The sequence below is a fragment of the Pseudomonas sp. E6002 genome (genome assembly GCF_013385565.1).
Taxonomy (GTDB): domain Bacteria; phylum Pseudomonadota; class Gammaproteobacteria; order Pseudomonadales; family Pseudomonadaceae; genus Aquipseudomonas.
In genome coordinates this window covers 127,723-150,892 of record NZ_JACAPT010000017.1, presented here as the reverse complement: position 1 = coordinate 150,892, position 23,170 = coordinate 127,723, and the positions used below count along the sequence as shown (strand labels likewise).

General features: G+C 60.9%; 25 protein-coding genes and 1 tRNA gene. 19 read left to right on the top strand and 7 right to left on the bottom strand.

Annotation, left to right across the window (positions count from 1 at the left end; genetic code table 11):
* Positions 1–215: 215 nt before the first annotated feature.
* From HX815_RS15215 to HX815_RS15200, 4 genes are all read left to right on the top strand, one after another.
* Complete coding sequence (locus tag HX815_RS15215) at positions 216–1,520, top strand: murein hydrolase activator EnvC (RefSeq protein WP_003218021.1); 1,305 nt, start codon at positions 216–218, stop codon at positions 1,518–1,520.
* 31 nt (positions 1,521–1,551) lie between these two features.
* Positions 1,552–2,859, top strand: a complete 1,308-nt coding sequence (locus tag HX815_RS15210; protein ID WP_003218023.1) for a S41 family peptidase — start codon at positions 1,552–1,554, stop codon at positions 2,857–2,859.
* A gap of 1 nt (position 2,860) precedes the next feature.
* A complete protein-coding gene (locus HX815_RS15205) occupies positions 2,861–3,643 on the top strand; it encodes a divergent polysaccharide deacetylase family protein (protein ID WP_177028517.1) in 783 nt (260 codons plus the stop codon).
* Positions 3,644–3,717: 74 nt separating this feature from the next.
* On the top strand, positions 3,718–5,022 hold the full coding sequence (locus HX815_RS15200) for a Vps62-related protein (protein WP_134325589.1): 1,305 nt from the start codon (positions 3,718–3,720) through the stop codon (positions 5,020–5,022).
* Here HX815_RS15200 and HX815_RS15195 read toward each other — a convergent pair.
* The 7 genes from HX815_RS15195 to HX815_RS15165 form a co-directional block, all read right to left on the bottom strand.
* Positions 4,975–5,733 (bottom strand): ABC transporter substrate-binding protein, encoded by a 759-nt coding sequence (locus HX815_RS15195; protein ID WP_003218028.1) that lies wholly within the window; start codon positions 5,731–5,733, stop codon positions 4,975–4,977. The genes HX815_RS15200 and HX815_RS15195 overlap by 48 nt on opposite strands.
* A gap of 66 nt (positions 5,734–5,799) precedes the next feature.
* Positions 5,800–6,570, bottom strand: a complete 771-nt coding sequence (gene hisF / locus HX815_RS15190) for an imidazole glycerol phosphate synthase subunit HisF (protein ID WP_003218030.1) — start codon at positions 6,568–6,570, stop codon at positions 5,800–5,802.
* A gap of 9 nt (positions 6,571–6,579) precedes the next feature.
* Positions 6,580–7,317: a 1-(5-phosphoribosyl)-5-[(5-phosphoribosylamino)methylideneamino]imidazole-4-carboxamide isomerase gene (hisA, locus tag HX815_RS15185; RefSeq protein ID WP_003187784.1), complete on the bottom strand. Its 738-nt coding sequence runs from the start codon at positions 7,315–7,317 to the stop codon at positions 6,580–6,582.
* Positions 7,318–7,356: 39 nt separating this feature from the next.
* Positions 7,357–7,614 carry a DUF2164 domain-containing protein gene (locus HX815_RS15180; protein ID WP_003218033.1) on the bottom strand — a complete coding sequence of 86 codons (258 nt, stop codon included), beginning with the start codon at positions 7,612–7,614 and terminating at the stop codon, positions 7,357–7,359.
* On the bottom strand, positions 7,614–8,252 hold the full coding sequence (hisH, locus tag HX815_RS15175) for an imidazole glycerol phosphate synthase subunit HisH (RefSeq protein ID WP_003218034.1): 639 nt from the start codon (positions 8,250–8,252) through the stop codon (positions 7,614–7,616). The genes HX815_RS15180 and hisH overlap by 1 nt, the downstream gene beginning before the upstream one ends.
* The gene (gene hisB, locus HX815_RS15170) at positions 8,252–8,845 is read right to left on the bottom strand and encodes an imidazoleglycerol-phosphate dehydratase HisB (RefSeq protein ID WP_003218037.1); all 594 of its coding nucleotides are present in this window, start codon (positions 8,843–8,845) and stop codon (positions 8,252–8,254) included. The genes hisH and hisB overlap by 1 nt, the downstream gene beginning before the upstream one ends.
* A gap of 254 nt (positions 8,846–9,099) precedes the next feature.
* Positions 9,100–10,761 carry an OFA family MFS transporter gene (locus tag HX815_RS15165; protein ID WP_003218039.1) on the bottom strand — a complete coding sequence of 554 codons (1,662 nt, stop codon included), beginning with the start codon at positions 10,759–10,761 and terminating at the stop codon, positions 9,100–9,102.
* A 295-nt stretch (positions 10,762–11,056) separates the two neighbouring features.
* Here HX815_RS15165 and HX815_RS15160 point away from each other — a divergent pair, with 295 nt between their 5' ends.
* The 15 genes from HX815_RS15160 to HX815_RS15085 all read left to right on the top strand — a co-directional run bounded on the left by HX815_RS15160 (position 11,057) and on the right by HX815_RS15085 (position 23,047).
* Positions 11,057–13,273 (top strand): AsmA family protein, encoded by a 2,217-nt coding sequence (locus HX815_RS15160; protein WP_177028516.1) that lies wholly within the window; start codon positions 11,057–11,059, stop codon positions 13,271–13,273.
* Positions 13,270–14,337 carry an A/G-specific adenine glycosylase gene (gene mutY, locus HX815_RS15155; RefSeq protein WP_008435691.1) on the top strand — a complete coding sequence of 356 codons (1,068 nt, stop codon included), beginning with the start codon at positions 13,270–13,272 and terminating at the stop codon, positions 14,335–14,337. The genes HX815_RS15160 and mutY overlap by 4 nt, the downstream gene beginning before the upstream one ends.
* Positions 14,334–14,606, top strand: a complete 273-nt coding sequence (locus HX815_RS15150; protein WP_003218046.1) for an oxidative damage protection protein — start codon at positions 14,334–14,336, stop codon at positions 14,604–14,606. The genes mutY and HX815_RS15150 overlap by 4 nt, the downstream gene beginning before the upstream one ends.
* A gap of 103 nt (positions 14,607–14,709) precedes the next feature.
* Positions 14,710–14,785: transfer RNA gene (locus HX815_RS15145), tRNA-Phe, on the top strand.
* A 208-nt stretch (positions 14,786–14,993) separates the two neighbouring features.
* A complete protein-coding gene (locus tag HX815_RS15140) occupies positions 14,994–16,196 on the top strand; it encodes an integrase arm-type DNA-binding domain-containing protein (RefSeq protein ID WP_177028515.1) in 1,203 nt (400 codons plus the stop codon).
* 122 nt (positions 16,197–16,318) lie between these two features.
* Positions 16,319–17,344: a hypothetical protein gene (locus HX815_RS15135; RefSeq protein WP_177028514.1), complete on the top strand. Its 1,026-nt coding sequence runs from the start codon at positions 16,319–16,321 to the stop codon at positions 17,342–17,344.
* Positions 17,345–17,500: 156 nt separating this feature from the next.
* A complete protein-coding gene (locus HX815_RS15130) occupies positions 17,501–17,755 on the top strand; it encodes an AlpA family phage regulatory protein (protein ID WP_177028513.1) in 255 nt (84 codons plus the stop codon).
* Positions 17,756–18,061, top strand: coding sequence for a helix-turn-helix domain-containing protein (locus HX815_RS15125; RefSeq protein ID WP_177028512.1), 306 nt, complete (start codon positions 17,756–17,758; stop codon positions 18,059–18,061).
* Positions 18,058–18,531, top strand: coding sequence for a Rha family transcriptional regulator (locus HX815_RS15120; protein ID WP_177028511.1), 474 nt, complete (start codon positions 18,058–18,060; stop codon positions 18,529–18,531). The genes HX815_RS15125 and HX815_RS15120 overlap by 4 nt, the downstream gene beginning before the upstream one ends.
* Positions 18,532–19,003: 472 nt before the next feature.
* A complete protein-coding gene (locus HX815_RS15110) occupies positions 19,004–19,267 on the top strand; it encodes a hypothetical protein (protein WP_177028509.1) in 264 nt (87 codons plus the stop codon).
* Positions 19,264–19,773 (top strand): hypothetical protein, encoded by a 510-nt coding sequence (locus tag HX815_RS15105; protein ID WP_177028508.1) that lies wholly within the window; start codon positions 19,264–19,266, stop codon positions 19,771–19,773. Before HX815_RS15110 ends, HX815_RS15105 begins: the two co-directional genes overlap by 4 nt.
* A gap of 99 nt (positions 19,774–19,872) precedes the next feature.
* Positions 19,873–20,160, top strand: a complete 288-nt coding sequence (locus tag HX815_RS15100) for a hypothetical protein (RefSeq protein ID WP_177028507.1) — start codon at positions 19,873–19,875, stop codon at positions 20,158–20,160.
* Positions 20,153–20,380 (top strand): hypothetical protein, encoded by a 228-nt coding sequence (locus HX815_RS15095; RefSeq protein ID WP_177028506.1) that lies wholly within the window; start codon positions 20,153–20,155, stop codon positions 20,378–20,380. Before HX815_RS15100 ends, HX815_RS15095 begins: the two co-directional genes overlap by 8 nt.
* Entirely contained in the window at positions 20,377–21,258 is an 882-nt protein-coding gene (locus tag HX815_RS15090) for a toprim domain-containing protein (protein ID WP_177028505.1), read from the top strand. Before HX815_RS15095 ends, HX815_RS15090 begins: the two co-directional genes overlap by 4 nt.
* Positions 21,245–23,047: a DUF927 domain-containing protein gene (locus HX815_RS15085; protein WP_177028504.1), complete on the top strand. Its 1,803-nt coding sequence runs from the start codon at positions 21,245–21,247 to the stop codon at positions 23,045–23,047. Before HX815_RS15090 ends, HX815_RS15085 begins: the two co-directional genes overlap by 14 nt.
* The last annotated feature ends 123 nt before the right edge of the window (positions 23,048–23,170 follow it).

Genomic DNA, 23,170 nt, shown 5'->3' with positions numbered 1-23,170 from the left:
AAGGCATTTCGCGAAGCACACAAAACAACTGCAGAAGCACGACACGACGCTCTCTACCGCTCGTCGCCTTCAAAGGGCTATGGGACTTGCCCACAATTGCTTGCAGAATGCGGCCACTGGGCACCTAACTTGCCTGCCAAGCCGAATTGGGCGTTTTTTTTGCAGCGCTTGGCGGGCATACTAGGCCGTCCCTTTCCCTGGTGTCGCCCGCCTCTATGCTTCGCGCCTTGATTACCCTTGCTCTTGTCTGCCTGCTCCAACCGGCGTTTGCCGATGAGCGCGCACAAACCCAACAACAGTTGGACGCTACGCGTCAGGACATTACCGAGCTGAAGAAGCTGCTCGGCAAGCTCCAGGAAGAGAAGTCCGGCGTGCAGAAAGACCTGCGCGGCACGGAAACCGAGATGGGCAAGCTGGAGAAGCAGGTCCAGGAGCTGCAAAAAGAACTAAAGAAGAGCGAGTCGGAACTGGAGCGACTCGACGCTGAGAAAAAAAAACTCCAGAGCGCCCGCGTTGAACAGCAACGCCTGATCGCGATCCAGGCCCGCGCCGCTTACCAGAACGGCCGCCAGGAATACCTCAAGCTGCTGCTCAACCAGCAGAACCCGGAAAAATTCGCCCGCACCCTTACCTATTACGACTACCTGAGCAAGGCCCGCCTGGAGCAACTGAAAAGCTTCAACGAGACCCTGCGCCAGTTGGCCAACGTCGAGCAGGAAATCGCCAACCAGCAGTCGCAGCTGCTCGACCAGAAAACCGCCCTCGACAGCCAGCGCGACGAGCTGGACAAGGTCCGCAAGGAGCGCCAGCAGGCGCTGGCCAAGCTGAATGACGACGTGAAGGCCCGTGACGCCAAGCTCCAGGCCCGCGAGCAAGACCAGGCTGACCTCGGTAAAGTCCTGAAAACCATCGAGGAAACCCTCGCTCGCCAGGCCCGTGAGGCAGAGCAGGCGCGGCAAAAAGCGCTGCTTGCCCAGCAGGAAGCCGAAAAAAAGCGCGAGCGTGAAGCCGCCGAGGCAGTCGCCAGCGCCACTACCGACGCCCCGGCCCCGCGTAAACCGGCGCGTGCAGCGCCTGGCCCGCTGGTTTCCAGCGCCGGCGAATCCTTCGGCGGACCTTTTGCTTCAGCTCGGGGCAAACTTCCATGGCCAGTTGATGGTCGATTACTGGCACGCTTTGGTGAAACCCGTGGCGATGACACCCGCGCCAAGTGGGACGGTGTGATGATCAGTGCCGGTGCCGGCACCCAGGTCCACGCTATCCACGGCGGCCGCGTGGTATTCGCCGATTGGCTGCGTGGTGCAGGTTTGCTGGTGATTCTTGACCACGGTAATGGCTATTTGAGCCTTTACGGCCACAATCAAACTTTGCTTAAAGCGGCAGGTGATGTTGTAAAAGCCGGTGAATCCATCTCCACTGTCGGTAACAGTGGTGGCCAGGACACCCCGGCGCTGTACTTCGCTATTCGTCAGCAGGGCCGCCCGAGCGACCCGGCACAATGGTGCCGTACCCAAGGATAAGGGTCGCATCTACATTAGGAGTTCGTTCGACATGCTGCATTTGTCCCGCCTCACATCGCTGGCCCTGACGATCGCTCTGGTGATCGGCGCGCCTTTGGCATTCGCCGACCAGACCGCCCAGTCGGCCACGGCCGCGACCACCAAGGCCCCGCTGCCGCTGGACGAGTTGCGCACCTTTGCCGAGGTCATGGACCGGATCAAGGCCGCTTATGTCGAACCTGTGGACGACAAGACCCTGCTGGAAAATGCCATCAAGGGCATGCTCAGCAACCTTGACCCGCACTCCGCCTACCTGGGCCCGGAAGATTTCGCCGAGCTGCAGGAGAGCACCAGTGGTGAATTCGGTGGCCTGGGCATTGAAGTCGGCGCCGACGACGGCAACATCAAGGTCGTTTCGCCGATCGATGACACCCCTGCGTCCAAGGCCGGCATCCAGGCCGGTGACTTTATCGTCAAGATCAACGGCCAGCCGACCCGCGGCCAGACCATGACCGAAGCCGTCGACAAGATGCGCGGCAAGATCGGCCAGAAAATCACCCTGACCCTGGTGCGCGACGGCGGCACGCCGTTCGACGTGACCCTGACCCGCGCCACCATCACGGTCAAGAGCGTGAAGAGCCAGCTGCTGGAGTCGGGCTACGGCTACATCCGTATCACCCAGTTCCAGGTCAAGACCGGCGACGAAGTGGCCAAGGCCCTCGCCAAGCTGCGCAAAGACAACGGCAAGAAACTCAGCGGCATCGTGCTCGACCTGCGCAACAACCCGGGCGGCGTGTTGCAGGCCGCTGTGGAGGTGGTCGACCACTTCATCACCAAGGGCCTGATCGTCTACACCAAGGGCCGTATCGCCAACTCCGAGCTGCGCTTCTCGGCCACCGGCAACGACCTCAGCGAAGGCGTGCCGATGGTTGTGCTGATCAACGGCGGCAGCGCCTCGGCTTCGGAAATCGTCGCCGGCGCCCTGCAAGACCAGAAACGCGGCGTGCTGATGGGCACCACCAGCTTCGGCAAAGGCTCGGTGCAAACCGTGCTGCCGCTGAACAACGAGCGTGCCTTGAAGATCACCACGGCGCTGTACTACACGCCGAACGGTCGCTCGATCCAGGCCCAGGGCATCGTGCCGGACATCGAAGTGCGCAAGGCCAAGATCACCAACGAAGCCGACAGCGAGTTCTACAAGGAAGCGGACCTGCAAGGCCACCTGGGCAATGGCAACGGCGGCGCCGACCAGCCGACCGGCAGCGGCTCGAAAGCCAAACCGATGCCGCAGGACGACGATTATCAGTTGGCCCAGGCGCTGAGCCTGCTCAAGGGCCTGAGCATTACGCGCAGCCGTTGATATGCGCCGTGGACTGATCATCGCTTTGCTGTGCTGTCTGGCGGGAGTCGCCCAAGGCAACCCCGCCAGTGCAGCCCCCGCTGAACACAAAGCCTACCTGACCCTGATCATCGACGACCTTGGGCAAAACCTGCCCCGGGATCGTCGTGTGCTCGCCCTGCCCGGCCCGGTGACCACGGCGATCATGCCCGACACACCCCACGCCGCCGAATTCGCCCGCGAAGCCCACAAGGCCGGCAAGATCGTCATCCTGCACATGCCCATGGACCCGGCCACCGGCCCGTTCGCCTGGCACCCCGACCTGCCTATCGAAGAGCTGGGCAAACGCCTGGACGCGGCCTTCAAGGCAGTGCCCTACACCGCCGGCATCAACAACCACATGGGCAGCCGCATGACCGCCCAGCCGGAGGCCATGGCCTGGTTGATGGGTGAGCTGCAACGACGCCACAAGTTCTTCGTCGACAGCCGCACCAGCGCTAAAACCGTCGCCGCCGCCGAGGCGCAAAAGATTGGCCTGGCCAGCGTCTCGCGGGATGTGTTCCTCGACGACGAACGCACTGAAGCGGCCATCACCACCCAGCTGCAGACCGCGATCAAGCTGGCCCACAAACAGGGTTCGGCGGTGATGATCGGCCACCCTTATCCACAGACCCTGGCGGTACTCGAACGTGAGCTGCCCAAGCTCAAGGCCCAGGGCATCGAGTGGATCGACATCAAGTTGATGATCAGCCTGCGCAGCAACCAGGCCATGGCCGGGCACGGAAAAAACGGCACTTACCGCTAGTGCTATATAGCTACCGCGCCTGACCGAGCGGACTCTTCGATAGTGGATCTTCGTATCCACTGGAGAGTCTGTAGATGAACTCACTGCAATACAAAGACCTGCTGATCAACTTCACCACCGAGTTCGTTCCTGTATGGAACGACAAAGGCACTCGCGCCGAAAAACCCGTGACCTTCTGGCGCCCGAGCACATCCTCCGACGCGCTGGGCAACTTCGTCCCGCTGGGTGATGTGGCGGTGGCGGGTTACCACAACATCAATCAACTGAACATCGTCGCTGTTGTCAGCGAAGTTGACCGGGAGAATGGCACCGCCTTGCGGCCCCCCGTCGACTTCGAGAGAGTCTGGGAACACTCGGGACCAAGGGCACGCGCCAATTTCTCAATCTGGCGGCCCACCGCTCCAGAAGGTTATGTGGCGATGGGGCTGGTCTGTGGCCTCGGTAACGACAAACCACCACGCAATACCATCCGCTGTGTCAGAGAAGACCTGGTGACTCAGGCCTATGTCGACCAGTTGATCTGGAGCGACCAAGGCAGCGGCGCCCACCGGGACTTCAGCGCCTGGGGTGTCTCCCCGTCGCAAGCAGCTCCTGGCCAAGCCTACCTGGCACCGGGCACCTTTACCGGCGCCGAGGGCTATGCCAAGCCAACCAGGCAAAGCCCGGTGCACGCCCTGCGGCTGGACCTTGCGCTTCATTCCGAAGATTTGCCGCCACTTTCACCCGAAATGGCACCAGGACGCACGATGCCGGAGCAGGTAACAGAGGGCATTCATGTGTGCGAACTGCCCTGGTTTACCGTGAACGACCCGACCCTGACGCCCCTGGAAAAACTGCAAACCTGCCCGGTATATCGGTTGAAAAGAATCGACCAGTACAGCTTGGTGGCCAGCGGTCAAAACACCACGCCAGCAAGCCAAACCTTCAGTTGGGTATTCGCAAAAGGAGAGATCAGTGACTTCTCCATGGGCCTGCGCTCCTTGACCGGCGTCGATATAAAGGCTGCCTGGGCACCCCGGCATCCGTTGAGTATCAGTGCCAACCTCAATCGCGACTTCACGCATACGGGCTTGACCGCACAAGGCTGGGAACGGGAGGGCGTGGCGGATGTGATGGCTTACATCCCGGCGAATAAATCCATCGCTGCCTACCTGGTCAAAAGCCGATACGAGCTATTGCGGGCTGACGGCAGCCAGCTCGGGCCAACCCTGACCTATGCCAGCGGAGATAACGTCTACTTCAGCGAGCTGCTGCAACCTGAAGCGGCGGTTACTGCTGTTGAGGAGCCAGAGGAAGTACCAGCAGCGGTGCCCGAGCCCACAGAAAACAACCTAGAGATAACGCCCCATGATTTCATCGACGACACCCTCCTGCCGTAACTGATCGAGGGCCGCCTGGAGTTTCGCCACTACGTCATCCGGCACGTTTTTGTTCAGCGCCAGGTACAGCTCCGCGCTGTTGAAACGCAACACAGTCTTGAGCCCGGTCACCCCGACCTGGCGTGCCAGATAACGGCCCGCCGGGTCCCCGGTGGCCCACAGGTCGATCTGGCCATCCACCAGCTTTTTCGCGTTGTCCTGATCCCGCAACACGATCACCGGCTTGAGCCCCTGCTTCTCCAGGCTCTCGGCGATGGCGTCGCCCTTGTAGGCGCCGATCTTGTAGCGCCGCGCCTGCTCAAGGTCGCTCAGCTGGATCTTGCTGTCAGCCTTGGCCAGCAGCACCCAATCGTCCGGGCCGATGGGGCCGACCCATTTGAACAGCGCCTCACGGTCCGGCAAGCGCGCCATCACGAACACGCCGTAACCGGGTTTTTCCAGGGCGAGTTTGTAGATCCGGTCCCAAGGGAACCGCAGGGTCAGGTTGTAGGAAATACCGGCACGCTGGAACGTCTCGCGGACGATGTCCACGGCAATGCCTTCGATGTTCTCTTCCTTGGCGAAGTTCTTGCCGTTTTTCGCCATGTTGTACGGCGGGAAGTTTTCCGTCAGCAACACCAGGGAAGCGCCGTCGGACGGTTCATCAGCGTAAGCCGAACCCGTCAGCAGAACGGTGGTACTGGCGAGGGCGAGCAGCAGGTCTTTGAACATGAAAGTTACCGGAATCCATGGCAAGCCCAGAGAGTGCCGCGAGCCTGCCATGGTGTCCAGTGACGTTTAGCGTACGACGATACCGCGCGCCGCCATGTAGGCCTTGGCCTCAGGCACGGTGTATTCGCCAAAGTGGAAAATACTCGCCGCCAGCACTGCGCTGGCGTGGCCTTCGATCACGCCGTCGGCCAGGTGCTGCAGGTTGCCGACGCCGCCGGAAGCAATCACCGGGATGCCCAGGGCATCGCTGATGGCGCGGGTCACGCCCAGGTCGAAGCCGTTTTTCATGCCGTCCTGGTCCATGCTGGTCAGCAGGATTTCACCGGCACCCAGGGCTTCCATCTTCATCGCCCACTGCACGGCATCCAGCCCGGTCGGCTTGCGCCCGCCGTGGGTGAAGATCTCCCAGCGCGGGGTTTCGCCCGGGCCGGAGACTTTCTTGGCGTCGATGGCAACCACGATGCATTGCGAACCGAAGTGCTGTGCGGCTTCGCCGACAAATTCCGGGTTGAACACCGCGGCGGTGTTGATCGAAACCTTGTCCGCGCCGGCATTCAGCAGGTTGCGAATGTCCTGCACGGTGCGCACGCCACCACCCACGGTCAGCGGGATAAACACCTGGCTGGCCATGCGCTCCACGGTATGCAGCGTGGTGTCGCGACCATCGACGCTGGCGGTGATGTCGAGAAAGGTAATCTCGTCAGCACCCTGTTCGTCGTAGCGACGGGCGATCTCCACCGGGTCGCCGGCGTCACGGATGTTCTCGAACTTGACGCCCTTGACCACGCGACCGTTGTCGACGTCCAGGCAAGGGATGATGCGTTTGGCCAGCGCCATGGTCAGTCCTCAGCCGTTGTAGGCGTCGCAGTAAGCCTGGGCTTCAGCGACGTCCAGGGTGCCTTCATAGATCGCCCGGCCGGTGATGGCGCCGATGATCCCCGGCGCCTTCGCGTCCAGCAGCGACTTGATGTCGCCGAGGTTGTGGATACCGCCGGAAGCGATCACCGGGATCTTGGTGGCAGCGGCCAGCGCAGCGGTGAACGGTACGTTGCAGCCCTGCATCATGCCGTCTTTGGCGATGTCGGTATAAACGATGGCGGAGACGCCGTCGGCTTCAAACTGCTTGGCGAGGTCGATCACCTGGACGGTGCTGATCTCGGCCCAGCCGTCGGTGGCGACGAAACCGTCCTTGGCGTCCAGGCCCACGATCACTTTGCCGGGGAACGCACGGCAGGCTTCGGCGACGAAGGCCGGGTCTTTCACGGCCTTGGTGCCGATGATCACGTAGCTCACGCCTGCTTTCACGTAGTGTTCGATGGTTTCCAGGGAGCGGATGCCGCCGCCGATCTGGATCGGCAGGTTCGGGTAGCGCTTGGCGATCGCCGTCACCACTTCGCCGTTGACCGGCTGGCCTTCGAACGCACCGTTCAAGTCCACCAGATGCAGACGACGGCAACCGCCTTCCACCCACTTGGCAGCCATGCTCACCGGGTCATCGGAGAACACCGTGGAATCTTCCATGCGGCCCTGGCGCAGACGTACGCAGGCGCCGTCCTTGAGATCGATAGCGGGAATAATCAGCATCTGGCAAACCTTATTCGATATTCAGCGTTGCTCGGGAAATCAGGGTTTCTCGAGCGCCCACAAGTCGCTTTCGATGCTTTCGAACCTTTCTTTAAGGTGCGTCTGCACATCGAAAATCGCCCTGTTGTAATAGTGCGGAGCAATTTCAGTGGTGAACAGTTCGAGGATTTCTGCAACCTCGAACGAGCCGAGCTTGAGCTCGAAGCGGTCTTCCATGAAACGCTTGATCTTGTCGGTGGCCTCACTCTCCTGCTGGGGAGTGAGGTTCAAGATCGGCGGCTTGACCTTCTTGGCCATTACCAGCGCCCGTCCCACGCGGCGAAGTTCTGCAGCAATTGCAGGCCATGGGTATGGCTCTTCTCCGGGTGGAATTGCACGGCAAAGCGCGAACCGTCGGCCAGGGCCGCGGCGAAGTCGACGCCATAGTGCCCGCCACCCACCACCTGGCGCGGATTACCGGCGGCGATGTAATAGCTGTGTACGAAATAGAAACGCGCCAGGTCCGGCACTTCGTGCCACAGCGGGTGATCCACGGTCTGGCGCACTTCGTTCCAGCCCATGTGTGGCACCTTCAGGTGCTCGCCGTCTTCGTGCAGGTCCTTGCCGAAAAACTTCACCTGGCCCGGAAACAGACCGATGCAGTCGACGCCGTCGTTCTCTTCACTGCTGTCGAGCAAGGCTTGCATGCCCACGCAGATGCCGAGGAACGGCCGGTCCTGGCTGACTTCACGCACCAGGCTGTCGAAGCCCAGGCGACGAATCTCGGCCATGCAGTCGCGAATCGCGCCAACCCCCGGGAACACTACCCGGTCGGCTTCGCGAATCACGTCGGCATCGCTGGTGATCAGCACCTTGCCGGCACCTACGTGCTCGAGGGCCTTGGCCACCGAGTGCAGGTTACCCATGCCGTAGTCGATAACCGCGACCGTCTGCATTACAGGACGCCCTTGGTCGACGGCATTTGCCCGGCCATGCGGTCATCCAGCTCCACGGCCATGCGCAGGGCACGGCCGAAAGCCTTGAACACGGTCTCGATCTGGTGGTGGGTGTTGGTGCCACGCAGGTTGTCGATGTGCAGGCTGACCAGGGCGTGGTTGACGAAACCCTGGAAGAATTCCTGGAACAGGTCGACGTCGAAGCCGCCCACGGTGGCGCGGGTGTACGGCACGTGCATCTGCAGGCCCGGGCGGCCGGAGAAGTCGATGACCACACGCGACAGCGCTTCATCCAGCGGGACATAGGCGTGGCCGTAGCGACGGATGCCTTTCTTGTCGCCGATGGCTTTGGCAAATGCCTGGCCCAACGTGATACCGACGTCTTCCACCGTGTGGTGGTCGTCGATATGCAGGTCGCCCTTGCTGACGATATCCAGGTCGATCAGCCCGTGACGGGCGATCTGGTCCAGCATGTGCTCAAGAAAAGGTACACCGATATCAAATCGGGCCTTTCCGGTGCCATCCAGGTTGATCGAGGCTTTGATCTGGGTTTCCAGAGTGTCGCGCTCGACGGACGCCTTACGTTCGGCCATCACCAGCTCCGCAAAATCATTGGGCGAAAAAGGCAGCCATTATAGGGGCGCGGGCGCTAAACAGAAACATCGGAGGGGATAAGACTGATGGAGTGTCGGGGATAGACATGTCAGTACAAGTGTGGGAGCAGCTTTGTGCAGGAGCGGGCTTGCTCGCGAAAGCGGTGTGTCAGCCAACATGGGCTGACTGGTCCATCGCATTCGCGAGCAAGCCCGCTCACACACAAGCCCGCTCCCACAAGGGTTACGCGGTGTTAGTGGAACAGTACTGCGGTTTTCTGCAGGGTGACCCACACGCCCCACGCCAACGGAATGCCCACCGCCAGCCAGGCGGCAACCGCCAATGGCACGCTGCCGGAGGAGGCTTTCCACTCCAGCACGGTGCTGGAATCGGCGCCCTTGTCATGGCCCAGCGCCTGCTCGGCAGCCAGTTCGGCGTCGGTCATGAAGTACTTGTCTGCCACCGGCCGTACCAGCAGGTTGCAGATAAAGCCCAGCACCAGCAGGCCGGCGAGGATGTACAAGGTGATGTCGTAGGCGGCAGCGCGTTCAACGCCGATGCTCAACTGATACTCACGCAGGTAGTTCACCAGCACCGGGCCCAACACGCCCGCCGCTGCCCATGCGGTCAGCAGACGACCGTGGATCGCGCCCACCATTTGCGTACCGAACAGGTCCGCCAGGTAAGCCGGGACGGTCGCAAAGCCACCGCCGTACATCGACAGGATGATGCAGAACGCCGCCACGAACAGCGCGACGTTGCCCAGGTGACCCAGGTTCGGGATCAACGCGTACAGGGCAAAGCCCAATGCGAAGAACACGAAGTAGGTGTTTTTACGGCCCAGGTAGTCGGAGAACGATGCCCAGAAGAACCGGCCACCGATGTTGAACAGGCTCAACAGGCCGGTAAAGCCGGCGGCGATGGCCGCGATGGAAGCCAGTTGGCCGGCATCCAGTTGGCCAAATGCCAGGCCGTTACCCAGCAACTTGCCGCCGAACACTTCCTGCAGCAGCGGCGAAGCCATGCCGAGGATGCCGATGCCGGCAGACACGTTCAGGCACAGCACCAGCCACACCAGGCGGAATTGCGGGGTTTTCCAGGCCACGTTCACGTGCACGTGACGATGGGTGATCATCGCGTTGCTGGCTTTTTTCGCCGGGGCAGTCCAGCCCTCAGGCTTCCAGCCGGTAGGCGGAACGCGGTAGGACAAGGCGCCGCCGATCATGAACACGAAGTAGATCACGGCCATGACCACGAAGCTCTGCCACACGCCCACGCTGGTCGGCGAAGCGAAGTGGCCCATCAGGGCGGCTGCCAACGGAGCGCCAACCATCGCGCCGCCGCCGAAACCCATGATCGCCATGCCGGTAGCCATGCCGCGCTTGTCCGGGAACCACTTGATCAGGGTCGAGACCGGCGAGATGTAACCCAGGCCCAGGCCGATACCACCAATGACCCCGGAGCCGATCCACATCAGCCAGATCTGGTGGGTATAGATCCCCAGCGCGGAGATCAGCAGGCCGCCACACCAGCACAAGGCCGAAACGACACCAGCCTTGCGTGGCCCGGCGTGTTCCAGCCAGCCGCCCCAGATCGCTGCGGAGCAGCCGAGGAAGATGAAGAACAGGGTGTAGATCCAGCCCAGCATGGAGATGGGCCAGTCGCATTGCGACGAGAAGACCTGGCTGATGAAGCTCATGTCCGGCGCGCAGGCGACCGGTGCGGTGATCCCCAGCGCCTTGGACAACGGCAGCCAGAACACCGAAAAACCGTAGGCCATGCCGATACACAGGTGGATCGCCAGGGCGGCCGGTGGTACCAGCCAACGGTTGAACCCGGGCTTGGCGATAATGCGTTCCTTGGACAGGAACGCAGGCTGTGCAGCAGTATTACCCGCCGCAGTGCTAGTGCTCATTGATGTTTCCCCCAGTTATTAGTATGTGTCCGTCGGGCGCTCTCTCCCTCGGCCTTACACGCAAGGCGTGGCCGTTTTGTTGAGTAAAGCTCCTTTTAAACGCGACGTTTAGTCGCAGACGGCAGACGAACATGCGCAGATTAGCATCTGTGGATGACAGAAAAACCAAACTGATATCACCTTTCTGGAGTTATCTGATTTGTTTGACGCCATGTAACGATCCCTAAACAGCCATAGGGCTACGAGCGTTATACTCTTCGGCTAAATTTTAAAATCGACATACAAGGACTCGCCCATGAAAGCGTTCGGCAAAATCCTGGGTCTGGTACTTCTCGGGCTGTTGCTGATCATTGTGGCTCTAGGCTTTGCCCTGACCCATCTCTTCGATCCCAACGACTACAAAGACGAGATTCGCCAGATTGCCCGCGACAAGGCCCACATCGAGCTGACGCTCAATGGCGACATCGGCTGGAGCCTGTTCCCCTGGCTCGGTCTTGAATTGCACGAGGCCAGCGTTGCGACCCTGACCAATCCGAGCCAACCGTTTGCCGACCTGCAGATGCTCGGCCTGTCGGTGCGTGTACTGCCGCTGCTGCGCCGTGAAGTGCAGATGAGCGATGTACGTGTCGAAGGCCTGAACCTGCGCCTGAACAAAGACGTGCATGGCCACGGCAACTGGGAAGACATCGGCAAGAATGTGCCGGACCCGGCTACCGCCGCCACCACGCCTGCCGTGGCTGAAGCGGCCACACCGCCCAAGCCTGAAAAGCCGCCGCAGCCGATCCGCCTGGACATCGACAGCCTGACCATCAACAACGCCCGCGTCGAATACAACGACGAGCAGACCGGCAAGCAGTTCAGCGCCGAAAGCATCCAGCTGAGTGCCGGCGCCGTGCACGAAGGTGCAAGCATCCCGGTCAAACTCACCGCGTTCTTCGGCACCAACCAGCCGCTGATGCGCGTCAAGACCGAGGTCAATGGCAACCTGCGCATTCAGCGCGCCCTCAAGCGCTACCAGTTCGAAGACATGAAGGTCACTGGTGAAGCCACCGGCGAGCCGCTGCAAGGCAAGACCGTGACCTTTTCGACCCAGGGCCAATTGCTGGTGGACCAGTCTGCGAATATCGCCGAATGGACCGGCATGAAGCTGTCGCTGAACCAACTGCGCGCCCTGGGCGAGCTGAAGGTCAACGACCTGGACAAGACTCCACAGCTCAGCGGCGCCCTGTCGATTGCCCAGTTTGACCTGGCCAAGTTCCTCGACAGCGTCGGCAACCCGCTGCCACCGATGGCCGCCGGCAGCCTGAGCAAGGTCGAACTGGTCAGCCGCCTCAAGGGCACGCCGACCAGCCTGGCGCTTGAAGACCTCAACCTGAAACTCGACGACAGCACCTTCACCGGTCGCGTGGCCGTGGATGATTTCGCCAGGCAATCCCTGCGGGTGCAGCTCAAGGCCGATACGTTCAACGCCGACAACTACCTGCCGGCCAAGTCCGAAGCCGCCAAGGGCGCCGCGGCCGCACGCCAGGCTGAAGTGCAGAACAGCGAAGCCGGCGCCATGGCGGCCGGTGGCACCACACCGTTGCCGGACGCCCCGACCAAAGCCGCGTGGAGTACCGACAAGCTGCTGCCGCTGACCCGCCTGCGCACCCTGGACGTAAACGCCGACCTGTCCTTTGGCCAACTGACCCTGAGCAAGCTGCCGATCCAGAATGCCGCCCTGAAAGCCTCCGGCCTCGATGGCCAGCTCAAGCTCGAAACCTTGAGCGGCGGCCTCTACAACGGCACCTTCCAGGCCAACGGCAACCTTGACGTGCGCCAGGACATCCCGCTGCTGGCGCTGCAAACCCGCATCAAGCAGGTACCGGTCGAACGCATCCTGCAAGCCCAGGGGCAGAACCCGCCGGTGAAGGGCCAGCTCACCCTCGACGGCAACCTCAACGGCCGCGGCAATAGCCAGAAAGCCCTGATCGACAGCCTCAACGGTACCGCCAGCTTCGCGATCAACAACGGCGTGCTGCTCAACGCCAACATCGAGCAACAGCTGTGCACCGGCATCGCCCTGCTCAACCGCAAGACCCTCAGCGGCGACCAGCGCGGCAAGGACACCCCGTTCCAGGAACTCAAGGGCAACCTGACCTTGCGCAATGGCGTGGCCAGCAACCCCGACCTGAAAGTGCGCATCCCGGGCCTGACCGTCAACGGCGACGGTGACGTCGACCTGCGCGTGCTGGGCATGGACTACCGCGTCGGCATTATCGTCGAAGGCGACCAGCGCGACGTGCCGGACCCGGCTTGCCAGGTGGGCTCCAACTTCCAGAACATCGAAGTCCCGCTGCGCTGCCGTGGCCCGCTGGAACTGGGCGCCAAGGCCTGCCGCCTGGACAAGGACGGCTTGAGCCAGGTCGCCATCAAGGCGGCAGGCAACAAGCTCGGCGAGAAGCTTGAACAGAAGCTCGACAAGGTCAATCCACAGCTGAAAGACGCGCTTAAAGGCCTGTTCAAACGATGAGAAACGAGCAGTTTTCAACGGCGGTGCTCGACTGGTACGACCGCCACGGTCGCCATGACCTGCCCTGGCAACAGGGCATCACGCCATACCGGGTGTGGGTCTCGGAGATCATGTTGCAGCAGACCCAGGTCAGCACCGTGCTGAACTACTTCGACCGGTTCATGGCGTCCTTGCCAACGGTCGAAGCCCTGGCTGCCGCGCCGGAAGACGAAGTGCTGCACCTGTGGACCGGGCTGGGTTACTACACCCGGGCGCGCAACTTGCAAAAGACCGCGAAGATCGTCGTTGCCGAATATGGCGGCGAGTTTCCCCGTGACGTCGAAAAACTCACCGAACTGCCCGGCATTGGCCTGTCCACCGCGGGTGCGATTGCCAGCCTGAGCATGGGCCTGCGAGCGCCGATCCTCGATGGCAACGTCAAACGCGTGCTGGCGCGCTTTACCGCGCAAGAGGGTTACCCGGGCGAGCCGAAGGTCGCCAAACAGCTGTGGGCCACCGCAGAGCGCTTTACGCCCCATGACCGCGTCAACGCCTACACCCAGGCCATGATGGACATGGGCGCCACCCTCTGCACCCGCAGCAAGCCCAGCTGCCTGCTGTGCCCGCTGGAAAAGGGCTGCGAAGCGCACCTGCTCGGCCTGGAAACCCGCTACCCGATCCCCAAGCCACGCAAGACCGTGCCCCAGAAGCGCACGCTGATGCCGATGCTGGCCAATGGCGAGGGCGCGATCCTGCTTTACCGTCGCCCCTCCACAGGCCTGTGGGGCGGTTTGTGGAGCCTGCCGGAGCTGGATGACCTGGCCGACCTGGAACACCTGGCCAACCAGCACTCGCTGGCGCTGGGCAAACACCAGGAGCTGCCGAGCCTGATCCACACCTTCAGCCACTTCCAACTGGCTATCGAACCCTGGCTGGTCCAGGTCCAGGAGTCTGCCCATCACGTGGCCGAGGCTGACTGGCTCTGGTATAACCTCGCCACCCCGCCGCGCCTGGGCCTTGCCGCCCCGGTCAAGAAACTGCTGAAGCGCGCGGCTGAAGTATTGAACGCAGGAGTTCCGTCATGACCCGCACCATCATCTGCCGCAAGTACCACGAAGAACTGCCCGCCCTGGAGCGCGCCCCGTTCCCTGGCGCCAAGGGCCAGGACATTTTCGACAACGTCTCCGCCAAGGCCTGGGCTGACTGGCAAAAGCACCAGACCCTGTTGATCAACGAAAAGCGCCTGAACATGATGAACGCCGAAGACCGCAAATACCTGCAGGACGAGATGGACAAGTACTTTTCCGGCGAGGATTACGCCAAGGCCGACGGCTACGTGCCACCTGCTGAATAATTGATCAAATTTGGGGGTTGGCCCGTAAGCGACGGTAATAATTAAATATTTTTTGAAAACTTGCTTGACGACCCCCTGAAAAACCCGTTTAATGCGCCCCGTTGCCCAGATAGCTCAGTCGGTAGAGCAGGGGATTGAAAATCCCCGTGTCGGCGGTTCGATTCCGTCTCTGGGCACCACCTTTAGTTTTCAGGTGATGCCAAGCACACCTGAAAGCACCCAAGAAACCCGCCTAGTGCGGGTTTTTTGCTTTCTACGGTTCCCAACCGTTCCCTTGTAAGCCCAAACATATGTGAGTAGATTTGTGAGTAGATCCAGTTCGGTCTAGAAATCTACTCACACCAGGACGGCAATACGCCCGCCTGGTGCGGCCTGCAAGGAGGCTGCGTGCCACTCTCAGATACCACCATCCGTACTGCCAAGCCGAAGGACAAGCTGTACCGGCTGACTGACGCCAATGGCCTGTGCCTAGAAGTGACCCCGACCGGCTCCAAGCTGTGGCGCTATCGATACCGCTTCAACGGCAGCGCGAAGATGCTGGCGCTCGGCGCATACCCATCGGTCACCCTGCTGAAAGCTCGTCAGCTTCGCGATGGGGCACGCCAGCTACTAATTGAGGGCACAGACCCCGGCGAGCAGAAAAAAACCGCCAAACAAGCACAGAAGGTCGAGGGACTAACTTTCGAGACACTGGCTCGCGAATGGTTTGCCTATAACGCCCCTCGGTGGGCAGAAAGCACAACCTACAAGGCCAAGCTGTACCTGGAGAATGATTTGATTCCAGGTATTGGTTCTCGCCCTGTAAAAGCGATCACCCGGCCAGACCTGGTAGAGCTGGTGCGTAAGGTAGAGGCAAGAGGCACACTCAATGCCGCTGGCAAGATCCGTCAATGGCTACACCAGATATTTCGGTACGGGCTGGCCAAGGGCGTCGTTGACGCCAACCCAGCTACGGATCTGAGCGTGGTAGCAGCACCACCGAAAGCTGCCCGCCATCATCCGCACGTCACCTTTGCTGAACTCCCTGAAATGTTGGCCAAGAGCGAAGCTGCGAATATCCATTCGCTTACCCGGCACGCCATCCGCCTGCTGACGCTAACGGCCGTTCGACCGGGCGAGCTTCGCCAAGCTCCCTGGACAGAGTTCGACTTGGAGCGCGCAACTTGGACAATTCCAGCCGAACGCATGAAAGCCCGCCGCCCTCACGTTGTCCCCCTGCCCCGTCAGGCTGTTGCAATCCTGCGCCAGCTTCAAGAGGTCACTGGACGCTATGAGCTAGTTTTTGCAGGCGCCAACCCTCAGCGCCCCATGAGTGAAAACACCGTCAACAAAGCGCTTCGCCTCATGGGCTACGAAGGACGTCAGACCGGCCACGGGTTCCGGCACTTGCTCAGTACCGAGCTAAATGGCCGTGGGTACAACAAGGATTGGATAGAGCGACAGCTTGCCCATGGCGATACCGACGAAATACGCGGCACCTACAACCACGCAGCCTATGTAGAGCAGCGCCGGGAAATGATGCAGGCTTGGGCCGACTCGATTGACGCCCAGTGCGCTGGCGCCAATGTGGTGAATATCAAGCGAGCTTGAAACGTTGAATTCTAATTAATCTTTCCCAGTGAGCACCAAGGGCTCCTTTTTCAAGTCTTGGGCGGTTAACATATTGGTCACGGCTGGATATTCATACAGCGGACACTATGCGAGCTAGTCAAATGGCGGGAGCCGACGGAGATGATCAGATATTACCGTTCGGGCGAATCAAGCTCGACGGGATCTATCCTGGGTGGGTGTCAGGCCATCACCTCAACCCTCGCTTACTTGCATCCGAACTCGCCGCTGCTCTCGAAACATTGGCACCATCAAATCAACCGGTTCAGCCCTTACACGTTAGCGTCTTTACGAAGGGCAGATCCGACAGAAATATCCAAATCACGTACGGCGCTCTGACGGACTATTTTGAAGCCGCTGGCAACGGCAGACCAGCAGCAACTATTTCAACTAGCTCCGGCCAGATACCCGCCAATAACATAGTCGTATGGCGTAAATGGGTTGAGAGCCTTGTCGACGAGGTCACAGCCCGAGCGGAGCTAGCAGTTGGTTTCGCCCAACCTGCAAACGATCACGGGCGACTCTCCATCGCCTTCGGCGGCTCTGCTGAAGCCAAGCTTGAACCACCAACGCACCTCTCTGGCAGCGCTCCAATCGTTCTGAAAGCGCTGCAAGTCCAATTACGCCGTGAGGGTGAGAAGACTGCTAGCGAAAAACTCGACGAGGCTTTAACTGACAGGCAGCGTTTAGAGCAGGAGAACATTGAACTCAAGGCACAGCTTTCAATTGAGAAAGCACGGTCACAGCAGTTCATGGAAGAGGCTGAAAACTTCCGAAGAGAATCAAGCGATGAACGTCGGACCAGGCTAGAACTCTCGGAGTCTCTTCTGTCCATGGAAGAGAGGCTAGAGGAAGTTATGGCCCTGGCCGAGATAATGCGTGTCGATAACGAATTCTCCCCACCCGAGTTGCGCCTCATGGTTCAGTGCTGCCGCGAGCTCAGCAATGATTGCTCCGTCGATGCTGTGGCCGAAAAAGGCATTGGGCTCCGTGAGCAGGTCAAACGATGGCTCGAAAAACGAGTGGAGAAGCTCGCAGAAATTCAAATTGATCGGTTTGCCACAGCGCTGACGATCCTTTCACGTAAAAAAGGCGGCGCTCCGAGCCGTAACTCTCGAAAAAAGGGGTGACCCGTTGTAAGCCTTCTGATTCAAGGCTTACGTTCTTTATCCGAATCTAGATAGGGTAACCCCTCACCCCTTGAGTGCAACCCCTCACCTATTCCCTCCAATATTCGATAGCCAATCTATGCCCATGTTCTCAACGCCACCCAAGGAGGCGCTAGCATGGCAAACACAACCCACCCAATCCGCAAGCAAACCGAACAACCCTCAACTCCACAGGAGAGGCCACTTCGTTTCATAAAACTGGGTGAGGTCAAGGCTCTGACCACCCTCTCCACATCCGAGATCTATCGCCGTATTGCCGCTGGGCGCTTCCCCAAACAAGTAATGCTTGGGCCAAAGTCCGCCGTCTGGATCGAGGCAGAAATTATTGCCTGGTGCGACTCGTTGGTCGCTCTGCGAGTGGAGGCTGCATAAATGGCCGACCAAAAAAAAGGCCAACCCAATAAGGCCAGCCCAGAAAAAACTCACGTAGAGAATACCAGCGGAACGGCACAGCGCGCTCGCCTTTTGGAACGCCTGCAAGCTGGTCCGGTTGATACCTTCACCGCAATCCGCGAACTAAACATCGTTCGCCCTGGTGCCCGCATCAATGAACTGCGCAGCCTGGGCCACAAGATCCTGACTCACCGCCTCACCCTGACCGACGATCAAGGGCGCACTCACCAGGGCATGGCGCTCTACTACCTCAGCACCAACCCGCCGGTGGGGGTGACAGCATGAACACAATCATAGTGACTCAGATCGGGGGCGAGCCTCGCGTGGATAGCCGACAACTCGCCGAGCAGTTGGACAACAAACACAAGAACTCCATGGCACTGATTGAGCGCTACTCCGAAAAATTCAAAGAGTTCGGCTTGCTCGCGTTTGAAACGGAGGCAAGGCCGGCGGGCCAGCATGGCGGTGGTGATGTGCGCTTCGCCCTGCTCAATGAGGATCAAGCGTTCTTCCTGCTGTCGTTGTCCCGCAATACCGATCGTGTTGTGGAACTGAAAGCGAGCCTCATCATGGCGTTCCGCGAAGCACGGTATGGACACGCCTGCCAGACGCTGGAGGCTCGCAAGAAGGAAGCTAGCAGCAGTGGTCGACGCCTGGCCCACTGGCGCTATGACAAGCCAGGCGTATACGCGCACGTCGCTCATTTGAGGGAGCAACTGAAGCTGCCAATCGATTCTGAGGACTTCCGCCCATGACAGCTATGCTCATGATCAGCGATAAACGGTCGATAACTTTTGTTGCAAGCAGTCGTGCTCATCGGTATGGTTTGCCCGTCGCTGCAAATTCAGCGACCGGGCGTAGGAACCCGATGAGCAAAAGGCGCAACAGCGCCCAGATCACCACTGCCGGCGTTTTTTTTCGCCTGCAGTTTTGTGTTATGGCGGCTGTGTGCGGGCAGGCTTCGGCCTGGCCGGGTTCCTTTTGCCCCGGTATTCCTACCCCGTGCACAGCTGCCACCCAATCCCGTAGGAAGGATCGTGGCAGCTCCTCCAAAGCAAAAGGAGCTCCACGTATGCCCGCCCTAAATCCGTCTGCGATTCGCGCATTTGCTCACCGCCGCATGGCACTGAGCGCCCTCCGCGCAAACTCATCACTTTCCGTACGTCTCGCCCGTTACAACTCCCACATGGCAATCGCTCGTACCCTGGAGTCTGCCGGGAGAGCGCAATGAATACTCCCGCCCGCACCATCCAAGAAATCGCCCACGACACGCTTGAGGATCTCGAAAGCGCCCAGATCGCCCTGCGCAAGGTTGAGGCCGTTCTCTATGCCGCATTGGCAGACGAGGGCACGAGTCAGCACGTCCGCAATCTGGTAGATGTCGCGTGGAACCTAGCCGCTGACGGCGCCAACACCGCCGACTGCAACCGCGAGCAAATCGTCGCCGCGCTGTCCGGGTGTGTTGCGCTGGGCGCCGGGGGTGATCAATGAGCCGCTCCTACAAGGCAATCGCCGAGACTGCCGTCCAGGATCTGTACGAAGTGACCAGCGCCTTCGATAGCGTGAGCGCAATATTCACGCTGATGCTTGAGACCTACCCCGAAGACAGTACACCTCACGCGTTCGCGCAACTGGGCACCCTCGGCCTAAAGGACTGGTACGCCAAGGTTTATCAGTGGTGCGAGTGCATGGAAAACGAACTGGATGATGCGAACGCGGAGGCGCAAAAGGCACCGCCATTGCCTCATTACCTACTGGACCAGCGCAGCAACGATGTGGCCGAGGCGATTTCTGCCGAGCGCTCACACGCTACCCGGTGGTGGACGCACTTGAACGAGATGCGGCGCCGCAAAGAACTGCCTGACTGGGTGGCGACGGGTGTCGGCACGCATGATGAACACGATCTGATGCTGGAAAGCCGGAAGGCCGTCAATCAAGCCCTATTCGGATCGGACGACCTGGGCGGCGCTCAGCAATACCGCGAGGTCGCTCTATGAGCCAGCACATGCGTTCACATTCGATCCTTTTTATCAGCCCCACATTTTGTCCACCGCGTACTCACGCGACCGCCGACGCACTGACCTAAGAGGTTAAGCATGAAAATTCAAAACGGCGCATCTGCGTCGACGGGATCGGCTTGCCTGAAAAAAGCCGCCGAACTGTTTTACGTCACGCACCCGAAGGTGCCCAAGGCATTGCTGGGACCGTTCTTGACCGAGGCCGACGCCGAGTGCGGGCGCGTTGTTATGCGAAGTGCTGGCGCTCAGGTGACGGCCTGTCTGGTTGACTCAATCGACGACATTACCCGCTGGCACGGTGTGAACAACGGTCAAGTTTGCCGGGCCTTTTCTGGCGCTGATCGCCGGGAGGTCGGCCATGGGTAACGTCACCCCCATCAAGCGCAAGGGCAGCAGCGTGCCGCCCACTACGGGCGCCCACATCGACAGCGCCAGCTATGTGCTGCTGGTGGAAACCCTGGTTGGCTTCCTGGAGCTGCGCATCTCGGAAGGCGATCAAAGCCGCCACTGCGATGAGCTGGAGCGCCTGACTCAGAAACTGGAGAACTTGGCCAAGCGGTTTACCCCGCCGAAGGGGGCCGCATGACAGACGCAACGATCCAATTCCGTGATGCGCTCCAGGCCGTCTATGGCCCTCTCGACTGGCTACCAGAGCCCGACGGTGCAATCCACCGATTCCGTGTGCCGGAGGATAAGCCTGGCTCGCTCAACGGCTGGTATGTGCTGTACCTGGACGGCATTGCATCCGGCGCTTTCGGCAGTTGGAAAGCCGGTGGCGCCAGCACCTGGTGTAGTCGCGAACCGGTGGACGCTAGCGAAGCCGCACAAATCCGCGAGCGGGTTGATCGAGCCCGGCGCCAGCGCGAAGCCGAGCAACACCAGCGCCAGCAGCAGGCCGCCGAGAAGGCCAACCACTGGTGGCGCAATGCGCGCCGCGCCTCCCCCGACCACCCGTATCTGGTAGCCAAGGCAGTTCGCTCCTACGGCCTGCGCCAGCGTGGCGCTGACCTGCTGATCCCGCTGTACCTGGATGGGCGCTTGGTCAACCTGCAAAAGATCGGGCCGGACGGCGACAAGCGCTTCCTGTTCGGCGGCCGGATCAAAGGCACCTATTCGCCGCTGGGCATCATCGAGCCAGGTTCTGTGCTTTGCATCTGCGAAGGTTGGGCGACGGCCGCCAGCCTCCACCAGCACGGCGGCTATGTCGTTGCCGCTGCCATGAACGCGGGCAACTTGATCCCGGCGGCGATGGCCCTTCGCGCTCGATACCCGGGCCAACCAATCGTCATCGCCGGCGACGACGACCGGCTCACCGATGGCAACCCGGGGCGCGCAGCGGCAAACGCAGCGGCGGCGGCCGTGGGTGGCCAAGTGGCTTTCCCCGAGTGGCCCGAAGGCGCCCCCGATGACCTCACCGACTTCAACGATCTCGCCAACTGGAAAATCGCCCATGTCCAAGCCTGACACCAACGTGATCAACCTTCGGCCGGACGCCGCGACCATTGCGCCAGATCGTCCCTGCTGGGCGGTGTATGAGCATTGGGTGATCAATGAGAAGGGCCGCAAGCTGCGCCCGGGCGTCTACTGGCACAGCTTCAAGCGCGCCGCCGCTGATCAGGATGACACCGAAGCAGACACCGGTGACCGACCTATCACCGATGAGTGGATCTCCAGCCCCGTCACAGTCGTCGCCCGCACCACCAACAGCGACGACGGCAGCGAGGGCCGGTTACTGCGCCTGGTCACTGAGGGAGGCATCAAGGAATGGATCATCGCCATGGAGGTGTTCGGCGGCAGCGGCGAGGACGCCCGGCGCGCCTTGTTCGGGATGGGCGTAATTATCGCCCTCAAGAAACGCGGCACGTTCATGGAATACCTGCTCGACCAGCATCCTGCAGAAGTGTTTGCCACCACCAGCCGGCCGGGATGGCATGAGTCGGGCGCGTTCGTGCTGCCTGGGAGAACCATCGGCAGCGCCAATGTGCGGTACCAGGCCAGCAACAAGGCTCAGGTACTTTTCAGCCGGCGCGGCGAGCTGGCGCTGTGGCAATCGGAGGTGGCCGCTAAGTGCGCGGGCAACCCGGTGCTGACACTGGCGATCGGCTGTTCACTGGCTGGCCCACTGCTGAGTTTGGTGGGCGTGCTGGGCGGTGGTGTTCACCTGGTGGGCGACAGCTCGAGCGGTAAGTCGCTGGCGCAACTGATCGGATCGTCGGTATGGGGTGACCCGGGCGTGTTCGCCGCCAGTTGGGACATGACCAAGGGCGGCCTGGAGATCGAGGCATCGAGCCGCAATGACACCATCCTGCCCTTGGATGAGATCAAGCGCGCCGACCCCAAGCGCGTACAGGAAATGGCGTATTCCCTCGCCAACGGCCAGGGCAAAGGCACCATGACCCGCGAGCGCGAAGGCCGCGCCAAATTGAGCTGGCGCCTGCTGACACTCTCCAGTGGCGAGCGCTCACTCTCTGAACACGCGGCCATATCCGGTAATGCCGCCCACGCTGGCGCCGAGCTGCGCATGGTCGATGTGAACGCCGGTACACGTACACACCGGGCCTTCGACGAATTGCACGGGCTTGAGGGAGCGGACTTTCACCGACAGCTCACCGTGGCGGTCGGAGCCCACCACGGCCACCTCGGGCCAGCGTTTGTGGAGCGCCTGGTCGCCGACGACGATAAGCCCGGGCTGCTCAGTGACTTTGACGGCATCCGCGCCCAGTTCGTCGAGGACAACGCCCAGGCCGGCCGCGTGGCTGACCGGTTCGCCGTGATCGCACTGGCGGGCGAAATGGCCATCGCCTACGGCTTGCTCCCTTGGGCGCCCGGCACCGCCCTCTCCGACTGCCGTTTGCTCTACGGGGAATGGCTCTCCCGTATCGGCGGGGGCAACGCAGAAGACCGCCAGATCCTGGCCGGCATCATCGACTTTATCGACAAGCATGGTAGCAGCCGATTCTCCGATGTCGACGCAGCAGAGGTGGACGCCAAGGTATTCAACCGCGCCGGGTACTGGGAGCTGGTGGCCGGCAAACGGTTGTACCTGTTCAACAAGTCCGCGCTGATCGAGGCAGCCCATGGGTTCGGCCTCACCCGCGTGGTCAAGGCACTGGAGGTTGGCGGAGCCCTGGCCAAACGCGACACCGACCGCGATAGCCGCAAAACCAAAAAGTACCGCATCCCTGCCGGCGGATCGGCGCGCCTGTACGTGATCGACCCAGAAGCCATGGACAGCGAAGGGGGCGGCGCATGACCACCATATCCATCAAGTATGAATGCCCGAGTTCACAGGAACCTATAAACGTGGGGAACAGGGGGAACGGGGGAACAGCCAGTAAAACCGTGGGTTGTGGCCGTTCCCCCTTATTGAATGTAT